Source organism: Martelella sp. FOR1707 (assembly GCF_053484265.1).
Map to the genome: position 1 here is coordinate 176,143 of NZ_JBAKFP010000009.1, position 18,447 is coordinate 194,589.

Below are 18,447 nucleotides of genomic sequence, written 5' to 3' on the forward strand. Positions count from 1 at the left end.
GTTTTGTGCACTATGTGCACATATCTCTCATGATCATTGTTCACTTGGCAAGCCTGCTGGTAGCTCATCTGCGTTGCCGGGGCGCGGAGGAGAACGTCTCCCGGACGATGAGACCGAGGAGCCAGATCATGACAATTCCCGCCAGTTCACATCACGATGCCGGTGCGGCCGCTGCGACTGCGCGCGCGACCCCGATGAAGACGCGGGTGCTGATCGCCGGCGCGGGTCCCGTCGGCCTGACGCTCGCCAATTTTCTCGGCGGCTACGGCGTCGAGACGATCGTGATCGAGGCGCTGCCGGAGCTGATCGAATATCCGCGCGCCATCGGCATTGATGACGAGGCGATGCGCACGATGCAGGGCATAGGGCTTGCCGACAGGATCGAGCCGCACACCACGCCGCTGCACTGGATGCGGTTCTTGACCGCGAAGGGCCGCTGCTGGGCATCTCTCGAACCGAAAACCGACGAGTTCGGCTGGTCGCGCCGCAACGCCTTCATCCAACCGCAGGCCGACCGGATTCTTTATGAAGGGCTTTCCCGCTACAGCCACGTGAAGGTCCTGTTCTCGACAGAATTCAAAAGCCTGAAGCAGGACGCCGACGGCGTGGTCGCGACGGTGGAAGGCCCGGACGGGCCGTTCACCATCGAGGCGGACTACCTGGTCGGCGCCGATGGCGGCCGCAGTCCGGTGCGCAGCGCGCTGGGACTTGCCTTCGAGGGCAAGACCGCCGCCAACAAGTGGATGGTCGTTGATGTCGAGAATGATCCCGTCGGCACGCCCAATATCTACCTGGTCTGCGATCCGAAGCGGCCCTACGTTTCCGCCGCCCTGCCGCACGGCGTGCGCCGTTTCGAATTCATGGTGATGAAGGACGAGGACGACGCGCATTTCGAACGCCCCGACGTCATGCGCAGCCTGCTGGCCAAGGTGCTGGAAAAGCCGGAAGAGGCCAAGCTGATCCGCCGCCGGATCTACAATCACAATGCACGGCTTGCCAATCGCTTCCGCGTCGGGCGGGTCGTGCTTGCCGGAGATGCCGCCCACATCATGCCGGTCTGGCAGGGGCAGGGCTATAACAGCGGCATTCGCGACGCCGCCAATCTCGGCTGGAAGCTGGCAATGGTGGTAAACGGCCGCCTGGGCCCGGACCTTCTCGATACCTATGAGAGCGAGCGGCGCAGCCATGCCAAGGCGATGATCGACCTTTCGGTCATGGTCGGCAAGGTGTTCAACCCGCCCTATGCGTTTCTCGGCACGGTGCGCGATGGCGTCACCTGGTTTTTAAACCTGTTCCCCGCTGTCAAACGCTACTTCGTCGAGATGCGCTTCAAGCCGATGCCGCGCTTTACCGAAGGCGCGCTGGTGCCGAGCCGGATCAAAAGCAAGGAAAGCCCGGTCGGTCGCCTGTTCATCCAGCCGCGGGTGCGCACCACCACGGGCGAGGTCAGGCGCATGGACGATCTGATCGGTCCCAATTTCGCAATCCTCTCCTGGGGCAACAATCCGCTGCAATATATGGATGCCGACCAGATCGCGATGTGGCAGGCCCTCGGCGCGGTGTTCATCTGTGTGAAGCCGGACGTGCAGCTCGGCGTCCGGCCCGATGAGGCGCTCGGTTTCGGAACCGACGCGATGAACGGCGTTATCGAGATCGGCGATCAGCAGGGGCGGCTGAAGGAATGGTTCGGCAACTGGCCGGAATCCGTGGTCTTCCTGCGGCCCGACCGCGTGGTGGCGGCCACGGCCACGCCGCTGACGGTGACCGAGGTCTCGCGTTCTCTGGCGCGCGCCATGTCCTATCCCGGCAAGCCGCAGCCGATGGCGCTGGCGAAGGAGGCGTGATCATGGTCGACGCCGCACTGGTCCGGCAACTCGCGGGCGCGCTTCTTGCCGCCGAGGAAACGGCAAAACCCATCGCCCCGATCCGTGATGCCATGCCCGATGATGGCGGCGAGACTGCCTATGCGGTGCAGCGCGCCAATGTCGAACATTGGGTGTCGACCGGTCGCCGGATCGTCGGCCGCAAGATTGGGTTGACGGCCAAGGCCGTGCAGGCGCAGCTTGGCGTCGACCAACCGGATTTCGGCACGCTTTTCGCCGACATGATCTACGGCGATGATGAGGAAATTCCGTTTGCGCGGGTAATGCAGCCGAAGGCGGAGGCGGAAATCGCGCTGGTGCTGAAGGCCGACCTTCCGGCGGTCGACACGACGCTGGTCGAATTGATCCGCGCCGTCGATTTCGCCCTTCCCGCCATCGAGGTCGTCGGCAGCCGGATCGCGGACTGGAATATCCGCTTCAACGACACGGTTGCCGACAATGCATCGTCCGGGCTCGTGGTTCTGGGCGGCGTTCCGATGCCGCTTGCCGGCCTTGATCTCAAGACGCTGTCAATGGCCATGACCCGCAACGGCGAAACGGTTTCGACAGGTTCCGGGGCGGCCTGCCTCGGCCATCCGCTCAACGCGGCGCTGTGGCTGGCGCGCAAGATGGCCGCCTTCGGCACACCGCTTCTGGCCGGCGATCTCATCATGACCGGCGCGCTCGGGCCCATGGTTCCGGTTTCGCCCGGAGACCAGTTTGAGGCCGACATTGAAGGCCTTGGATCGGTTCGCGCCGCTTTCGGCAACAATCAGGACTGAACAGCAAGCCGGCCCGGGGTTCTCAAGGAGGAGACCCGGCTGCCGCCATCATATTTTTTGAGGAGGAAGACCGAAATGATCAAACGCAGACATTTTCTCGGCGCGGCATTGGCCGCGACCGCATTGACCGCGGGGCTTCCCGCCTTCGCCGCGGATGATACCGTCAAGGTAGGCGTGGTTCTGTCGCTGTCCGGGCCGTTCAGCATTTACGGCACCCAGATGCAGAACGGCATCGACCTGTTCATGAAGCAGCATGGCGATGAGGTTGCGGGCAAGAAGATCGAACTGATCGTCAAGGATGACGGCGGCATCACCCCCGATCGCGCCCGCCGCGCCGTTCAGGATCTTCTGGTGCGCGATCGCGTCGACGTTCTGGCAGGCTTCACCTTCACCGCTTCGGCGATGGCGTCTGCGCCGTTGGCCGAGAAAACCAAAACGGCAATGATCGTGATGAACGCATCGTCGTCGCATATCACCGATGCCAATCCCTACATGATCCGCGTTGGCCAGACGCTGCCGCAGATCACCGAGCCGGCCGGCCGCTTTGCCGCCGAACAGGGCTATGAAAACGTCTATACGCTGGTGGCCGACATCACCGCCGGTCACGATGCGGAAACCGCCTTCATTCGCGGGCTGACGACCAATGGCGGCACTGTTGCGGGAAGCCTGCGCGTTCCGGCGCAGAACCCGGATTTCGCGCCGTTCATCCAGCGGATCAAGGATGCCCAGCCGGACGCGGTGTTCGTCTGGCTGCCGCCGGGCGAGGCGACGATCAACTTCATCAAGGAGTTCGATCAGCGCGGCCTCAAGGAAGCGGGCATCACCATGTTCGGCACGGGCGATCTCACCGACGAACTGACCATCCGCCAGACCGGCGAGGCCGGGCTCGGCGTGGTGACTACCGGACATTATGCGATGGCGCATGATTCCGACCTCAATCGGGAGTTCGTGAAAGCCTATCTTGCCGCCTACCCCGATGATCCCTGGCCGAACTTCCTCTCGGTGTCCGCCTATGATGGCATGGCCGCGCTTTACTATGCGCTGGAAAAGACCGGCGGCGATGCCTCGGGGCCGGCTATTGCCGAGGCGCTGAAGGGCGCGACGATAGAAAGCCCGCGCGGACCGATCACCGTCGATTCGGAAAACCGCGACATCGTTCAGACCATCTATGTCCGCAAGGTCGAGGCGGTCGACGGGCAGCTTTCGAATGTCGAGTTCTTCGAATTTCCCGAAAGCCGGGACATGACGCCTTGAGGCCAGGGGCGGGGCGGCTTTGCCGCCCGCCTTCCTTTTTCGGAGCTTTGAATGGCAGGTAATATTGTCGGCATTCTCTTCGACGGACTGGCCTATGGCAGCTTGCTGTTTCTGGTCGGCGTCGGGCTTTCCATCACCATGGGACTGATGAATTTCATCAATCTGGCCCATGGATCGTTCGCCATGATCGGCGGTTATGCGAGCGTCTATCTGGCCAACAGGGCGGGCATTCCCTTTCTCGCCACCCTGCCGCTCGCCTTTGTGGCTGCGGGGCTCTGCGGTATCATCGCCGAGAGGCTTCTGTTTCAACGGCTCTACAAGGCGCCGCATCTCGACCAGATGCTGTTCACCGTCGGTTTCGTGTTCTCCTCGATTGCGGCCGCGCACTATTTCTTCGGCGCCTCTCAGCAATTGGTCGCAATCCCGGACATGCTGCAAGGGCAGGTCCGGTTCATGGGCGTCGACTTCGGCAAATATAGGCTGCTGCTGATCGCGTTCGTCGCCGTCGTCACGCTCGCGCTGCACCTGATGCTGTCGAAGACCCGCTTCGGCGCGGAAATCCGCGCCGCCGTCGATAATCAGGATGCGGCGGCGGGCCTCGGCATCAATGTCAATCTGGTGTTTGCACTGTGCTTCGCGCTGGGCACCGGCCTTGCCGGTCTTGGCGGCGCGCTGGGCGTGGAGGTGCTTGGCCTCGATCCGACCTTCCCTCTGAAATACATGGTCTATTTCCTGCTGGTCGTGGTTGTCGGCGGTGCCGGCTCGATCAAGGGGCCATTGATCGCCGCATTGCTCCTTGGCGTTTTCGATGTCGCGGGCAAGTATTTCGTGCCGGAAATCGGCGCCTTCATCATCTATGTCATGATGATCGTGCTGCTGATCGCATTTCCCTCCGGTCTCGGGGGTAAGCGCGCATGACGATCCGTTTTCAGGCCGTCCAGAGGCTGGCGTCGCCGCGTCCGCGCCTTGCCGAAATTGTCTTCTGGCTGCTGCCGGCCGCCCTCTATTTCCTGTTCCCCTACGACCGGGCGCTCGCCCTGTCGCTGATGACCTATGCCATCGCGGTTCTGGGCCTCGATCTGGTGCTCGGCTATGCCGGGATCGTGTCGCTCGGCCATGCCGCCTTTTTCGGCATCGGCGCCTATACGGCGGGGCTTCTGTCCGTCCATGGCTGGCGCGAGCCTCTGAGCGGGCTTCTGATCGCAGGCGCGCTGACGCTCGCCATTGGCTATCTGACAAGCTTCCTCGTGGTGCGCGGCAAGGATCTGACCCGGTTGATGGTGACGCTCGGCATCTGTCTCGTCGCCTATGAAATCGCCAATCGCATGAGCGGCGTGACCGGCGGCGTGGACGGGCTTTCCGGCATCGAGATGGCGCCGCTTCTCGGCCTCTTCGAGTTCGATTTCTTCGGCAACACCGCCTATTGGTATGCCTATGCGGTCGTCGTGATCGTCTTTGTCGCGCTGAAGTTTTTTGCCGCCTCACCGCTCGGCCTGTCGCTGCGCGCCATCCGCGAGGGCGTTGACCGGATGTCCGCCCTTGGCGCGTCGGTCAACAACCGGCTGCAGGTCGCCTTCACCCTTTCGGCCGGGATCGCCGGCATTGCGGGCGGTCTCATGGCGCAGACGACGCAATTCGTCGGCGTCGATTCCCTTTCCGTTACCCGTTCGGCCGAATTCCTGGTGATGCTGGTTCTTGGCGGCACGGGCAGGCTTTACGGCGCGGTGATCGGCACGGCCGTGTTCGTGGTCGCCCATGATTTCCTCAATGATGTCGATCCCGTCTACTGGGAGTTCTGGATGGGCGTTCTGCTGATGGCGGTGGTGTTTTTCCTGCGCGGCGGTCTCACCGGCGGCGCCAGCGACCTGGCGCGCTTCATCGCATCGAAAGGCCTTCCGATCTTGCGCAAGAGGGAGCCGGCGGAATGAAACACGATACCAGTTTCCTTTCCAAAAGCGCGGGCTTTGCGCTGGCAACCGAGGGGTTGTCGAAAAGCTGGGGCGGTTTTCAGGCCAACAGCGATATCAGCTTCGCTCTGCCCACCGGCGCGCGTCATGCGCTGATCGGGCCCAACGGCGCGGGAAAGACAACCTTCATCAACATGCTGACCGGCGTGTTGCAACCGACCGCCGGCAAGGTGTTCATCGGCGGCGAGGATGTGACGCAGACCTCGCAGGAAGAGCGCGTGCGCAAGGGCATGGCCCGCACGTTCCAGATCAACACGCTGTTTCCCAAGCTCACGGTTCTCGAAACCGTGCTGCTGGCGATACTGGAGCGCAAGGGGCTTGCGCGCCACTGGTTCCGGCCGCTGCAAAGCCATACGGTCGAAATCGAGGAGGCGCTCGATCTGATTCAGGATCTCGGGCTCGAAAACCAGGCCGGCAGCACGGTGGAGACGCTTGCCTATGGCAAGCAGCGGCTGGTCGAGATAGCGCTGGCGCTGGCGTCCAGACCGCACATTCTGCTGCTCGACGAGCCGGCGGCCGGCATTCCGGCGGGCGAAAGCACCGAGGTCTTCAACGTCATTGCCAGACTGCCCGCCGATGTCAGCATTCTGTTCATCGAGCACGACATGGAGCTGGTGCGCCGCTTTGCCGAACGCATCACCGTTCTGGTGTCGGGCAGGGTGCTGACCGAGGGAACGCCGGACGAGATCATGAGCGATCGCCGCGTGCGCGAAGTCTATCTCGGGGAGGGCGGCCATGACTGATCTTCTGACCCTTGAGGGCGTTTGCGCCGGTTATGGCGAGGCCAGCGTGCTCGACAATATCTCGTTTTCCATGGCTGGCGGCGACAGTGTCGCGCTTTTAGGGCGCAACGGCGTCGGCAAGTCGACGCTGATGCGCACGCTGATGGGGCTGACGCGCCATCAAGCGGGCGTGATCCGTTTCAACGGCGCCGATATCACCTCGCTTGCTACGCACAAACGCGCCCATGCCGGTCTCGGCTGGGTGCCGCAGGAACGGGCGATGTTTCCCTCGCTTACCGTCGAGGAGCACCTGACGACGGTGGCGCGGCCGGGGGATTGGTATCTCGGCGCGGTCTACGAGGTGTTTCCGCGCCTCAAGGAGCGCCGCGCCAATATGGGCAACCAGCTTTCCGGCGGCGAACAGCAGATGCTGGCGATTGCCCGCGCGCTGATGACTAATCCGCGCCTGCTCCTGCTAGACGAGCCGATGGAGGGCCTTGCGCCGATCATCATTCAGGAACTGGCCGATGTCGTGCGGGGGCTGATCCGCGAGCGAGGGCTTTCGGTGATCGTCGTCGAGCAACATGCGCGTCTGGCGCTGTCGATGACGGCGCGCGCCATCGTGCTCGATCGCGGACGGATCGTCCATCAGTCGACAAGCGCGGAACTCCTCGATGATGACGAAAAGCTGAGCCGCCTCGTGGCGGTCGCCGCCTGACCGGGCGGACGAAGGATTGACGGAAAAGGACATGTCATGACGGAAAAGATCAAATGCGCGATCATCGGCTCCGGGAATATCGGCTCGGACCTGATGATCAAGGTGATGCGAACCTCGGACGTGATTGAAATGGGCGCGATGGTGGGCATTGACCCGCAGTCCGACGGTCTGGCCCGGGCACAGCGGCTCGGCGTGGCGACCACCCATGAAGGCATTGAAGGCCTTCTGAGAATGCCGGAATACAGGGATATCCAGGTCGTTTTCGACGCGACCTCGGCGCGCGCCCATGTTTCCAACAACGCGATCCTGCAAAAGGATGGCAAGAAGGTCATCGACCTGACGCCGGCCGCGATCGGTCCGTTCACCATTCCGGCGATCAATGGCGACGCGAATATCGACGAGCCCAATGTCAACATGGTCACCTGCGGCGGACAGGCGACGATCCCGATGGTCCATGCCGTGTCGCGGGTTTCGCGCCGCACCGTCTATGGCGAAATCGTCGCCTCGATCGCCTCGAAATCCGCCGGCCCCGGAACCCGCGCGAATATCGACGAGTTCACCGAAACCACCTCGAAGGCGATCGAGCTTCTGGGCGGGGCCGAACGCGGCAAGGCGATTATCATTCTCAACCCGGCCGAACCGCCGCTGATCATGCGCGATACCGTTTTCGTGCTGTCGCAGGGGGCCTCGCGGGACGATATCGAGCGTTCCGTCGCCGAGATGGCCGAGACGGTCCGTGAATATGTGCCGGGATACCGGCTGAAGCAACGCGTGCAGTTTGAGGAGATCGGCGACAACCAGCCGGTGCGGATACCGGGCATTGGCCTTGCCACGGGGCTGAAGACCACGATCTTTCTGGAGGTGGAAGGGGCGGCCCATTATCTGCCCGCCTATGCCGGAAACCTCGACATCATGACGTCCGCGGCGCTCAGAACCGCCAATCACTGGGCCGCGAAAAACATCAGGGAAAGGGCTGCGTGATGAGCCGAGCCAACAAGGACAAACTCTATATTCAGGACGTGACGCTGCGGGACGGCATGCACGCGATGCGCCATCAATACAGCCTCGACGATGTCCGCGATATCGCCCGCGCGCTGGACCGGGCCGGGGTTGACGCGCTCGAGATCACCCATGGCGACGGTCTGGCGGGCTCGACCTTCAATTACGGCTTCGGCCGCCATGATGATGTCGAATGGATCGCGGCGGTTGCCGAGGTGTGCGAAAACGCCGCCGTCACCGTTCTGCTGCTGCCCGGCATCGGAACCGTGCATGAGCTCGAACAGGCCTATCAGGCCGGCGCGCGTTCGGTGCGGATCGCGACCCATTGCACCGAGGCGGATGTCTCGCGCCAGCATATCGAGGCGGCGCGCGCGCTCGGCATGGATACGGTCGGCTTCCTGATGATGGCGCATATGGCGGAGCCTGCAAAGCTTGCCGAGCAGGCGAAGCTCATGGAAAGCTATGGCGCGGAATGCGTCTACGTGACCGATTCCGCCGGCGCGCTGCTGGCGGATCAGTATCGCGAGCGCGTGACGGCGCTGCGCGCGGCGCTGAAGCCTGAAACCGAGGTTGGCGTCCACACCCATCACAATCTGTCGCTGGGCGTTGCCAATGCCGTTGCCGGCATCGAAGCGGGTGCGGCGCGCGTCGATGCTTCGCTTGCGGGCATGGGCGCCGGCGCCGGCAATGCGCCGCTCGAAGTGCTGATCGCCGTCCTCAACCGGATGGCGGTCGATACGGGCTGCGATCTGTTCGCGCTGATGGATGCCGCCGACGATCTGGTGCGTCCGTTGCAGGAACGCCCCGTCCGCGTCGATCGCGAAAGCCTGTCGCTCGGCTATGCCGGCGTCTATTCCAGCTTCCTGCGCCATGCCGAAAACGCCTCGAAGACCTACGGCGTCGATGCGCGTGACATCCTGATCGAACTCGGCGAGCGCCGGATGATCGGCGGCCAGGAAGACATGATCGTCGATGTCGCGCTCGACATGCTCGAAACGCGCCGAAAACGCTCGGCCTGACGACGTATTGTGGGGAATACGCCCGCTTTATCCTCCTTCGTCAGTCCCGACGAAAGGCATCAATGTGTTTGTCTTCCAGCGGTTATTAAGGCTGGCGCCGGGATCTTCACGGTTGCGGGTATTTCGCGCAACCGGCTCGCCTCCCGCGAGGGCACGGGAGCGCGCCAGCCTCACCGGTGTATAGTCTCCGGACAATAAAGAGCACATGCCCGGCGGCTTCAGGTCGTTGCGGATTCCTGGAATCCTCGCGCTTGGACATAGCGCTTCGACACCAACAACCCGAAATCCCAGAGCTGAAAAATTGGGCGATCAATTTTCGGATCCGGGAACCCTTATCCCGCTATTCCTCCCTGTTTTCGATTATTTTCGACAGTCGAATTGACAATACCAACACCTGCACTCAATATTGGTCAGCCAATTTTCGTTTTTGGGTGGCCAATATGAAGCAACGCAGATACCAGGAAGTCGCGGAAGACATTGAGGCGATCGTGCGGGATATGGGCTTGCGCGCTGGAAGCAGAATTCCCACAGAGCGAAAACTGGCCGACCAGCTTTCCGTAACCCGTGCCGTTGTGCGTGAGGCGCTCATCAAGCTGGAGATCGAGCGAAAGGTGGAGGTGCGTCAGGGCGCGGGGGTGTTCCTGCTGGAGCCGGCCCACCATCAGTCGACTGCAGATGACGGGCTCGATGTCGGGCCCTTCGAACTGCTCCAGGCCCGTCAGGTGATTGAAAGCGAAGTCGCCCGGTTCGCGGCAACGCGGGTCAGCAAGAAAGATATTCAAGGTCTGCGCGAGGCCATCGAAATGGATCGCCGCAGCATGGATGAGGGCGGATTGGATTATCCCGGCGACGAACTGTTTCATCACCGGATTGCCGAGGCCACGCAGAACAGCGCGCTGATCGATGCAGTCTACCGCTTGTGGGAGAAGCGCAAGATCAGCCCGATGTGGCACACGCTGCACAAGCGGGTGCGCGACAGCGATCATCGCCTGCAATGGATCCAGGATCACGAAGCCATCGTGGCGGCAATGGTTCGCCGAAATCCCGATGAGGCCCATGCGGCCATGTCGCGGCATCTGGCCAATGTCTACAATCGGCTGCTCGGCCTTTCTGACCACGATGATCCGCTTTTCGATGGCTACATGTTCCCGCCCTCGGAGGATGTGACGCCACCGGTCGCCGCCAGGCAGGACGACGACTGACGTCGCCAAGCCCGAAAACCAGTTTATTCCCCACGGATCGAGAATTTCTCCATGACCAATACGAGATATGAAAGCCGGCTGGCGATGTTGCGTGACGCCATGGCCCGCTCGGGGCTGGACCTCGTAGCTCTCGGCCCCTCAAGCCATATGCGCTGGTTGACCGGCGTGGACCCGCACGGCGATGAGCGCCCGGTGCTCGTGCTCGTCAGCGCCGAGGGCGCGGCGTTCCTGATGCCGGAAATGAATGCAGAGGCCGCGCGAAAAGGCACCGACCTGCCTTTCTTCGTCTGGTCGGATGGCGATGGCCCGTCCGATGCCCTCGATGCCGCCCTTTCAAGCCTCGTCAAACGGCGCTCGGATGTTGCCATCGCGGTTGACGAGACCATGCGCACTGATTTTGCGTATCTGCTTACGGGCCTGTTCGACAATCCCCGCATCACCTTCACCGAAAGCACGGTCGGCGCGCTTCGCCAGCGTAAGGATCCGGAAGAACGCGCCGCGCTTGGCAAGAGCGCACAGATCAACGACGCCGCCATTATGGCCGGTTTTGATGCGCTGCGCGAAGGCGTAACCGAAGCGGAGATCGTTGACACGATCTATAATGAAATGAAGAAACAGGGTGCGCGTCCCGGCTTCTGTCAGGTCGCGTTTGGCGCCAATGCCGCCATGCCGCACCACCATAGCGGCAATACTCCGCTTGCGGTCAACACGCCCGTGCTGATCGACGCCGGCTGCTGGTGGGAAAACTATCCTTCCGACATGACGAGAACCGGCGTTTTCGGCGAGCCCTCGGCGGAATTTCTCGCGGCCTTTGATGCGGTCGAGGCCGCGGTGCAGGCGGCCCTTGCGACCTTCCGCGCCGGGACCACTGGCCGCGAAATGGATCACGCCGCGCGCATTTCGCTAGCCGAAGCCGGCCATGGCAAAGCCTTTCTCCATCGTCTTGGACACGGGCTTGGGCTCGACATTCATGAACCGCCCTACCTGGCCTCGACGTCGTCGGACACCTTGCAGGAAGGCAGCGTGTTCTCAATCGAACCGGGGGTCTACTACCCGGGCCGGTTCGGTATTCGTCTCGAGGACATCGTGCATGTCCGCAACGGCGAACTCGAAATTCTTTCCTCGCTGAGCCGCTCGCTGATCAGGCGGGGCTAGGCGCAAGAAAAAGACAAGCAGATCAGAAGCTTGCTCATGACCGGAAGACAAAATCCGCAGAGACTGGAAGGTTATAAAGGGACCAAGATGATCAAGAAGAAAACACTCGCCGTGCTGTTGGCCGCGGCAATGGCCACGGCTGCGGCGCCCGCATTCGCCAAGGAGTTGACGTGGTCGTACTCCGCTGATGTGACGACGCTCGACCCGCACGCGCTCGACCAGACATTCAACCTGGGGTTCCTGGGTAATATTTACGAGGGCCTTGTGCAACGTGGCCCGGATATGCAGCTCGAACCTGCGCTTGCGACCTCGTGGGAGCTTGTCGAGCCCACCCGCTGGCGTTTCAAACTGCGCGATGACGTCTATTTCCACGAAGGTCAGCATTTTACCGCCGACGATGTCGTGTTTTCGCTGGAGCGTTCGCTGGCCGAAGGCTCGCGCATCAAGAGCTCCAAGATGGCAGTGGTCGTCGGCGCTGAAAAGGTCGATGATTATACCGTCGACGTTTTGATGAGCCGGCCTGATCCGATCCTGATCAACAACTGGAGCAACTGGCTGATCATCTCCCACGAATGGGCTGAGGAACACGGCATCAAGGCCGAAGCCACGGCCGAGGAAATGGCAAACGCCTATTCCAACACGCATGCCAACGGCACCGGTCCTTTCCGCATCGTCGAGCGTCAGCCCGACAACCGCACTGTGGCGGAGCCATTCGACAAATGGTGGGGCGAGGCCGATCACAATCTGACGCGCGTGACCTTCCGCCCGATCGAATCGGACGCAACGCGCACGGCCGCATTGCTTTCCGGCGAGCTCGACCTCGCCATTCCGGTGCCGGTGCAGGATCAAAAGCGCATCGAGCAGGCGCCCGGCGTGGAACTTTTGACCGGTCCGGAGCTGCGCGTCGTGTTTCTCGGCATGGACGTAAGCCCCGAGCCGCTGCCGGGCAGCAAGCTCGACACCAATCCGCTGTCCAACCGCGACGTGCGGGAAGCGGTCTACCGCGCCATCAACGAGGATGCGATCGCGCGGGTCGTGATGCGCGGTCAGGCGACGCCGACAGCTTCCATGATCCCGCAGGAATTTCACGGTTTCATGAAGGATCTCGAGCGCTATCCCTATGATCCGGAAGCAGCCGAGGCGCTGCTCGACGAGGCGGGCTATGCCGATGGCTTTTCCACCACGATGGAATGCCCGAACAACCGTTATGTCAACGATGAGGCAATCTGCACCGCCATTGTCGGCATGCTCGAAAAGGTCGGCATCGAGGTGGACCTCGCCTCCATGCCGATCGGTCCGCTTCTGACCAGCCTATCGGACACCGGCAAGCGTCGCGGAATGTGGTTCCTCGGGCTGTCGCCGGGCAATATCGACGCCAACGGCCTGATGCAGGAACTGGTTCACACGCGAACGGGCGCGTGGGGTACCTGGAACGCCGGAAACCTGTCCGATCCCGAACTCGATGCAATGATCGAGGCCGCGATCACCGAGACCGATCCGGACGCCCGCGACGGACTGCTTTACGATGCGCAGCGCCGCCTGAATGACGAGGTCTACTTTGTGCCGCTGCACCAGCAGAACCTGTCCTGGGGCGTGGCCGACGATGTGACGGTCGTCCAGCGTCCGGACGATGTGTTCGTCTGGAAGTGGGCGCATGTCGACTGATATGCCGGCCCGGAGCGGAGAGGCTTCGCTCCGGGCATTTTCCGCCGCAAAAAGGTAGTCCCCCAATGATGCAATATCTGCTCAAGCGCGTGCTTCAGGCGGTCTTCGTCGTTCTGTGCGTTGCCTTTATTGCTTTCCTGATGTTCAATTTCATCGGTGACCCCGTCGCCAATATGGCGGGTCCCGAAACCTCGCTCGCCGAGCGCGCGCAGATGCGCGCAAGCCTTGGCCTCGACCGGCCCTTGCCGGTTCGCTACTTCGATTTTCTCGTCAAGTTTTTCCAGGGCGATTTCGGGGTATCCTACCGCCTGAACATGCCCGTTTCCACAATGCTGGCCGAGCGGCTGCCGGCGACCGTCGAACTGGCGGCCTGCGGTATCCTACTCGCCATATTTGTCGGCATTCCGCTTGGCATCTACACCGCGATCCGGGGAAAGAGCTGGATCGCCCAAGGCCTGCTGATGGGCTCGCTCGTCGGCGTTTCGCTTCCCACCTTCCTCATCGGCATGTTCCTGATCCTGATTTTCTCGGTCGAACTCGGCTGGCTGCCCTCCTTCGGGCGCGGAGAGACCGTGGCGATCGGCTGGTGGCATACGGGCTTCCTGACCCGCAGCGGGCTGGCCTCCTTCATACTGCCCTCGATCACCCTCGCTTTCTTCCAGGCAACACTCATTGTTCGCCTCGTGCGCGCCGAAATGCAGGAAGTGCTTGAGACTGATTATATTCGTTTTGCCCGCGCGCGCGGATTGCGCCAGAAAACCATCTGGTTCCGCGAGGCGCTCAAGAATACGTTGATCCCGGTTATGACCATTATCGGTCTGCAGATGGGCGCTGTCGTCGCTTTCTCGATCATTACGGAAACCGTTTTCCAGTGGCCCGGTATCGGCCTGATGTTCATTCAGGCGGTCAATTACGCCGATGTGCCCGTTCTGGCGACCTATCTCGTGCTCGTCTCGATCTTCTTTGTCACGCTGAATCTCTGTGTCGACCTTCTCTATTACCGCGTCGATCCGAGGCTTCGCGCTCCCGGAGCCGCCAAATGACCTTGCACAACCAGGACATTGACCACCGGAGCGCCATGTCGCGTTTTCTCGACAGCGATCTCGTCCACGCCTTCGCACATTCTCCGCGCGCCGTGGTGTCGGCCCTCGTCTTCGCGATCATCCTGATCGCGGCAGTGGGCGCACCTCTTCTGGCGCCTCACAATCCCTTTCTGCCGCCTGATCTGATGAACGGGCTGATGCCGCCGGCCTGGGCGCCCGGGGGGAGTTGGGCATTTCCACTCGGCACCGACGATCAGGGGCGCGACGTGCTTTCGCTGATCATGTACGGAACGCGGATGTCCCTCCTTGTTGGCTTCGCAGCCGTGATTCTCGCCATCGCGATCGGCCTGTTCCTGGGACTGTTGGCCGGCTATGTGAGTGGTTGGATCGAATCCGTCGTCATGCGTTTTGCCGACATTCAGTTGAGCTTCCCCGCCATTCTGGTCGCTCTTTTGATCAGCGGCGTCGTCTCGGCCACTTTCGAACGCGATACGCAGAACCTTCTGGCCCTGCCTGTGCTGGTCTTTTCGATCGGGCTGTCCGACTGGGTGCAATATGCCCGCACCGCGCGCGGTTCGACGCTGGTCGAAAGGAACCGGGAATATGTGAAGGCGGCGCGCATCATGCATGTGGCAGCGCCCACCATTCTGTTCCGCCACATCCTTCCCAATATCCTCGGACCGATCATCGTCATCGCGACGCTTGGCCTGGCCAGCGCGATTATCGCCGAGGCCACGCTGTCTTTCCTCGGCGTTGGCATGCCGCCAACCCAGCCCTCGCTCGGCACACTGATCAGGACAGGCAATGATTACCTGTTCTCCGGCGAGTGGTGGATGACGGTGTTTCCGGCGCTGGCGCTGGTACTCCTGGCATTGTCGGTCAATGTTTTCGGCGACTGGCTTCGTGAGGCCCTCAATCCAAGGATCGCCAAATGACCGTCAGCAATCTCCTCGAGATCGATCACCTGAACGCGGCCTTCAAAACGCGCCGCGGGGAGTTGCAGGTTCTTTCGGATATTCATCTTGAAATCGGCGAAGGCGAAATCGTCGCGCTCGTGGGTGAATCCGGCGCCGGCAAATCCTTGACCGGTTCGGCGATCAACGGACTATTGCCCGCCCGCTGTCGCGTCACCGGCGGAGAAATCCGCTTTGAAGGCAGGCGCATCGATACGCTTTCCGAGCGTGAGATGCAGCGTCTCAGAGGCGCCGAGATCGGCACGATCTTTCAGGATCCGCTGACCAGCCTCAATCCGCTCTATACCGTCGCACAGCAACTCATACGGACCATTCGGACGCATGAGGCGATTTCCAGAGAGGCTGCGGAGGCGCGCGCCCTGAAACTCCTTGAAGAAGTCGGCATTCCCGCGCCGGCTGACCGTTTGCACCAGTACCCGCATGAGTTCTCCGGCGGCATGCGGCAGCGCGTGGTGATCGCGCTGGCGATCGCGCTGCGTCCCAAGCTGATCATCGCCGACGAGCCGACCACGGCGCTCGACGTGTCAATCCAGGCGCAGATTCTCGAACTGCTGCGTGGTCTCAGCCGGGATCATGGCACCTCCATCATTCTCGTCACGCACGATATGGGCGTGGTCGCCGAGACGGCGGATCGTGTCGCGGTTCTCTATGCCGGGCGTATTGTCGAGGTCGGAAAGGTTGAAGACGTGTTGATGGAACCGCGCCATCCCTATACGCGCGGCCTTCTCGCCTCCATCCCCTCGATCGTGAAAAAGGAAGCAAGGCTGCCGCAGATCGCCGGAAGCATGCCTTCGTTGACCGCGATCCCGTCGGGCTGTGCCTACCGAACGCGCTGCAACCACGCCACCGAACGCTGTGCGCTCGAACGGCCTGCCCTGAGGCGACTGGACGGGCGCGACGTGGCCTGCCACTACGCCGAGGAGTTGATCTGATGGCCGAACCCACCAACGCGCCGAACGACGCTCTGGAAGCGCACGCGCTTTCCAAGACCTACCATTTGCCGCCGCCGCCAGGCCGCTCAGGGTCTCTGACCGTGAAGGCGGTTCGCGACGTCAGCCTGACCCTGAAACCCGGTCGAACGATGGCGCTTGTGGGCGAAAGCGGGTGCGGAAAATCGACCATTGCGAAAATGCTCTCCGGGCTGGAACCTCCCACAGAAGGCGAGATCACGCTTGACGGCAAGGACCTGGCAAAGCCTTCGGCGCGGCTTGCCGCCTGGCGCAGGGGTCGCCGCATCCAGATGATATTCCAGGATCCCTATGCCAGCCTCAATCCGCGCTGGACGGTGGCCAGGATTCTCCAGGAGGCGTTTAAGGCATCGGGAACCGTGTCGCGGCGGGACATGCGTGAAGCCACGCTCGCGGCGCTTTCGGCGGTCGGCTTGCCCGGCAATGCGGCGGCCAAGTTCCCGCACGAGTTCTCCGGCGGGCAGCGGCAGCGCATCTCGATCGCCCGCGCGCTTGCGTGCGAGCCGCAGTTTCTCATATGCGACGAGCCGACTTCGGCTCTGGACGTGTCCGTCCAGGCGCAGATTCTCAACGTGCTCAAGGATGTGCAGGCTGAGCGTGGCCTTGCTTTCCTTCTTATCACGCATGACCTTTCGGTCGTGCATCATATGGCCGACCATGTTGGCGTGATGTATCTCGGGCAGTTGGTGGAAGACCGCGAAGCCGGCGACCTCTTCGCTGCCCCCGCTCACCCTTACACGCGGATGCTGCTCGACACGATTCCACGCGCCGACAAACCCGGACGCCGGCCCGCCGTGATGACCGGCGAAGTGCCGAACCCGATTTCACCGCCGGCCGGGTGCCCGTTTAATCCCCGATGCTCGTTTGCGAACGATCGCTGTCGCGCCGAACGGCCGGTTCCAACACCGGTCTCCGGCGGTCACGTCGCATGCCACGCCATCGAAGAAGGACGTCTTGCATGACCAGAGTTCCCGATCGTTTCACCTTCGCCGAACAGCGCCCGGAAAAATTCGCCTCGCAGGCCCTGCATCAGCGGCTGATCGCCGCGGCGCCGCGAAAGCTCGCCTTCACGGGCGAGGCGAGTTATCAGGACTGGTCGCGACAGTTGCGCGCAAAGCTGATCGAACTCCTGCGCATGCCCGAGCGACCGGCGGACGCGCCGCGTGTCGAGATGCTCGGCGAACGCAAGGACATGGGCGATCATCTCGCGCAGGATCTCGTCTTCGAGAGCGAGCCCGGCGTCGAAGTCCCCTGCCGTCTGCTGTTGCCGAAGAACACGCGCGGTCCCTTGCCGGTCATGATCTGCCTGCAGGGGCATACCACCGGCATGCACATCTCGATTGGAGAAGTGGTGCATGATCGCGACGTGGAAGATCTCGGCGGCGATCGTGATTTTGCGCTTCAGGCGGTGCGGCGAGGCTATGCGGCCATTGCCATGGAGCAGCGCGCCTTCGGCTTGCGCTCCGACGGACGCGCCGATTGCTGCCGCAGGACCCTGGACCTGGAGGTCAACGACGACAATCACACCTGCAAGCATACCGCGATGACCGCGCTGCTGCTTGGTCGCACGATCCTCGGCGAGCGGGTATTCGATATCGTCCGCGCCTGCGATGCCATTGCGGAAATCGAGGGGGTCAATGCCGATGCCATCAACGTGATGGGAAACTCCGGCGGCGGCACCGTCGCGTGGTATGCCGCCGCCGTCGAGCAGCGGATCAAGGGCGCGATTGTGGCCTCGTGCTTCTGCACGGTCGGAAAGAGCATCGGCGCAATCGATCACTGCACTGACAACTACCTGCCGGGTATGCTCGAATGGTTCGACTTCGCCGATATAGCCGGCGCTATCGAGACGGCGCGGGTCGCGGTCGTAATGGGACGGCACGATCCGCTATTCCCGCATCAGGGCGTCGACGAGGCTTTCGCGCAAGCACGGACAATCTTTGCCGCGCAGGGACGGCCGGATGATATTGTCTTCGCACAGGGCGAAGAGGGTCACCGCTTTTACGAGGACATCGGCTGGTCGGCGTTCGAAAAGCTGATGTCGCCACCCGCCGCCCGGAGCAATTCCGGGTGAAGTGGATGCCGGTTCACGGTCCGGAATTGCTTAGAACCGACAG

17 protein-coding genes are annotated in these 18,447 nt (G+C 62.2%); all 17 read left to right on the forward strand.

What is annotated here, in order from left to right:
• Nucleotides 1-128: 128 nt before the first annotated feature.
• The 17 genes from V6765_RS21885 (at nt 129) to V6765_RS21965 (ending at nt 18,404) form a co-directional block, all read left to right on the forward strand.
• Nucleotides 129-1,844, forward strand: a complete 1,716-nt coding sequence (locus tag V6765_RS21885; protein ID WP_448432729.1) for a bifunctional 3-(3-hydroxy-phenyl)propionate/3-hydroxycinnamic acid hydroxylase — start codon at nt 129-131, stop codon at nt 1,842-1,844.
• A 2-nt stretch (nt 1,845-1,846) separates the two neighbouring features.
• Entirely contained in the window at nt 1,847-2,644 is a 798-nt protein-coding gene (gene mhpD, locus V6765_RS21890) for a 2-keto-4-pentenoate hydratase (protein WP_448432730.1), read from the forward strand.
• Between the two features lie 75 nt (nt 2,645-2,719).
• Nucleotides 2,720-3,898, forward strand: a complete 1,179-nt coding sequence (locus V6765_RS21895; protein ID WP_448432731.1) for an ABC transporter substrate-binding protein — start codon at nt 2,720-2,722, stop codon at nt 3,896-3,898.
• A 51-nt stretch (nt 3,899-3,949) separates the two neighbouring features.
• Nucleotides 3,950-4,816, forward strand: a complete 867-nt coding sequence (locus tag V6765_RS21900) for a branched-chain amino acid ABC transporter permease (protein WP_448432732.1) — start codon at nt 3,950-3,952, stop codon at nt 4,814-4,816.
• The gene (locus V6765_RS21905) at nt 4,813-5,826 is read left to right on the forward strand and encodes a branched-chain amino acid ABC transporter permease (protein ID WP_448432733.1); all 1,014 of its coding nucleotides are present in this window, start codon (nt 4,813-4,815) and stop codon (nt 5,824-5,826) included. Before V6765_RS21900 ends, V6765_RS21905 begins: the two co-directional genes overlap by 4 nt.
• Nucleotides 5,823-6,608, forward strand: a complete 786-nt coding sequence (locus V6765_RS21910) for an ABC transporter ATP-binding protein (RefSeq protein ID WP_448432734.1) — start codon at nt 5,823-5,825, stop codon at nt 6,606-6,608. The genes V6765_RS21905 and V6765_RS21910 overlap by 4 nt, the downstream gene beginning before the upstream one ends.
• A complete protein-coding gene (locus V6765_RS21915) occupies nt 6,601-7,305 on the forward strand; it encodes an ABC transporter ATP-binding protein (protein ID WP_448432735.1) in 705 nt (234 codons plus the stop codon). The genes V6765_RS21910 and V6765_RS21915 overlap by 8 nt, the downstream gene beginning before the upstream one ends.
• 36 nt (nt 7,306-7,341) lie before the next feature.
• On the forward strand, nt 7,342-8,286 hold the full coding sequence (locus V6765_RS21920) for an acetaldehyde dehydrogenase (acetylating) (protein WP_448432736.1): 945 nt from the start codon (nt 7,342-7,344) through the stop codon (nt 8,284-8,286).
• Nucleotides 8,286-9,323 (forward strand): 4-hydroxy-2-oxovalerate aldolase, encoded by a 1,038-nt coding sequence (gene dmpG / locus V6765_RS21925; protein WP_448432737.1) that lies wholly within the window; start codon nt 8,286-8,288, stop codon nt 9,321-9,323. The genes V6765_RS21920 and dmpG overlap by 1 nt, the downstream gene beginning before the upstream one ends.
• 251 nt (nt 9,324-9,574) lie before the next feature.
• Nucleotides 9,575-10,525 (forward strand): FCD domain-containing protein, encoded by a 951-nt coding sequence (locus V6765_RS21930; protein WP_448432738.1) that lies wholly within the window; start codon nt 9,575-9,577, stop codon nt 10,523-10,525.
• Nucleotides 10,526-10,576: 51 nt separating this feature from the next.
• Nucleotides 10,577-11,680 (forward strand): M24 family metallopeptidase, encoded by a 1,104-nt coding sequence (locus V6765_RS21935; protein ID WP_448432739.1) that lies wholly within the window; start codon nt 10,577-10,579, stop codon nt 11,678-11,680.
• A gap of 87 nt (nt 11,681-11,767) precedes the next feature.
• A complete protein-coding gene (locus tag V6765_RS21940; protein WP_448432740.1) occupies nt 11,768-13,345 on the forward strand; it encodes an ABC transporter substrate-binding protein in 1,578 nt (525 codons plus the stop codon).
• A 65-nt stretch (nt 13,346-13,410) separates the two neighbouring features.
• Nucleotides 13,411-14,388, forward strand: a complete 978-nt coding sequence (locus tag V6765_RS21945; protein WP_448432741.1) for an ABC transporter permease — start codon at nt 13,411-13,413, stop codon at nt 14,386-14,388.
• Nucleotides 14,385-15,323, forward strand: coding sequence for an ABC transporter permease (locus tag V6765_RS21950; protein WP_448432742.1), 939 nt, complete (start codon nt 14,385-14,387; stop codon nt 15,321-15,323). The genes V6765_RS21945 and V6765_RS21950 overlap by 4 nt, the downstream gene beginning before the upstream one ends.
• A complete protein-coding gene (locus V6765_RS21955; protein WP_448432743.1) occupies nt 15,320-16,294 on the forward strand; it encodes an ABC transporter ATP-binding protein in 975 nt (324 codons plus the stop codon). The genes V6765_RS21950 and V6765_RS21955 overlap by 4 nt, the downstream gene beginning before the upstream one ends.
• Nucleotides 16,294-17,292, forward strand: a complete 999-nt coding sequence (locus V6765_RS21960) for an ABC transporter ATP-binding protein (protein ID WP_448432744.1) — start codon at nt 16,294-16,296, stop codon at nt 17,290-17,292. Before V6765_RS21955 ends, V6765_RS21960 begins: the two co-directional genes overlap by 1 nt.
• Nucleotides 17,289-18,404 carry an alpha/beta hydrolase family protein gene (locus tag V6765_RS21965; protein ID WP_448432745.1) on the forward strand — a complete coding sequence of 372 codons (1,116 nt, stop codon included), beginning with the start codon at nt 17,289-17,291 and terminating at the stop codon, nt 18,402-18,404. The genes V6765_RS21960 and V6765_RS21965 overlap by 4 nt, the downstream gene beginning before the upstream one ends.
• Nucleotides 18,405-18,447: the final 43 nt, after the last annotated feature.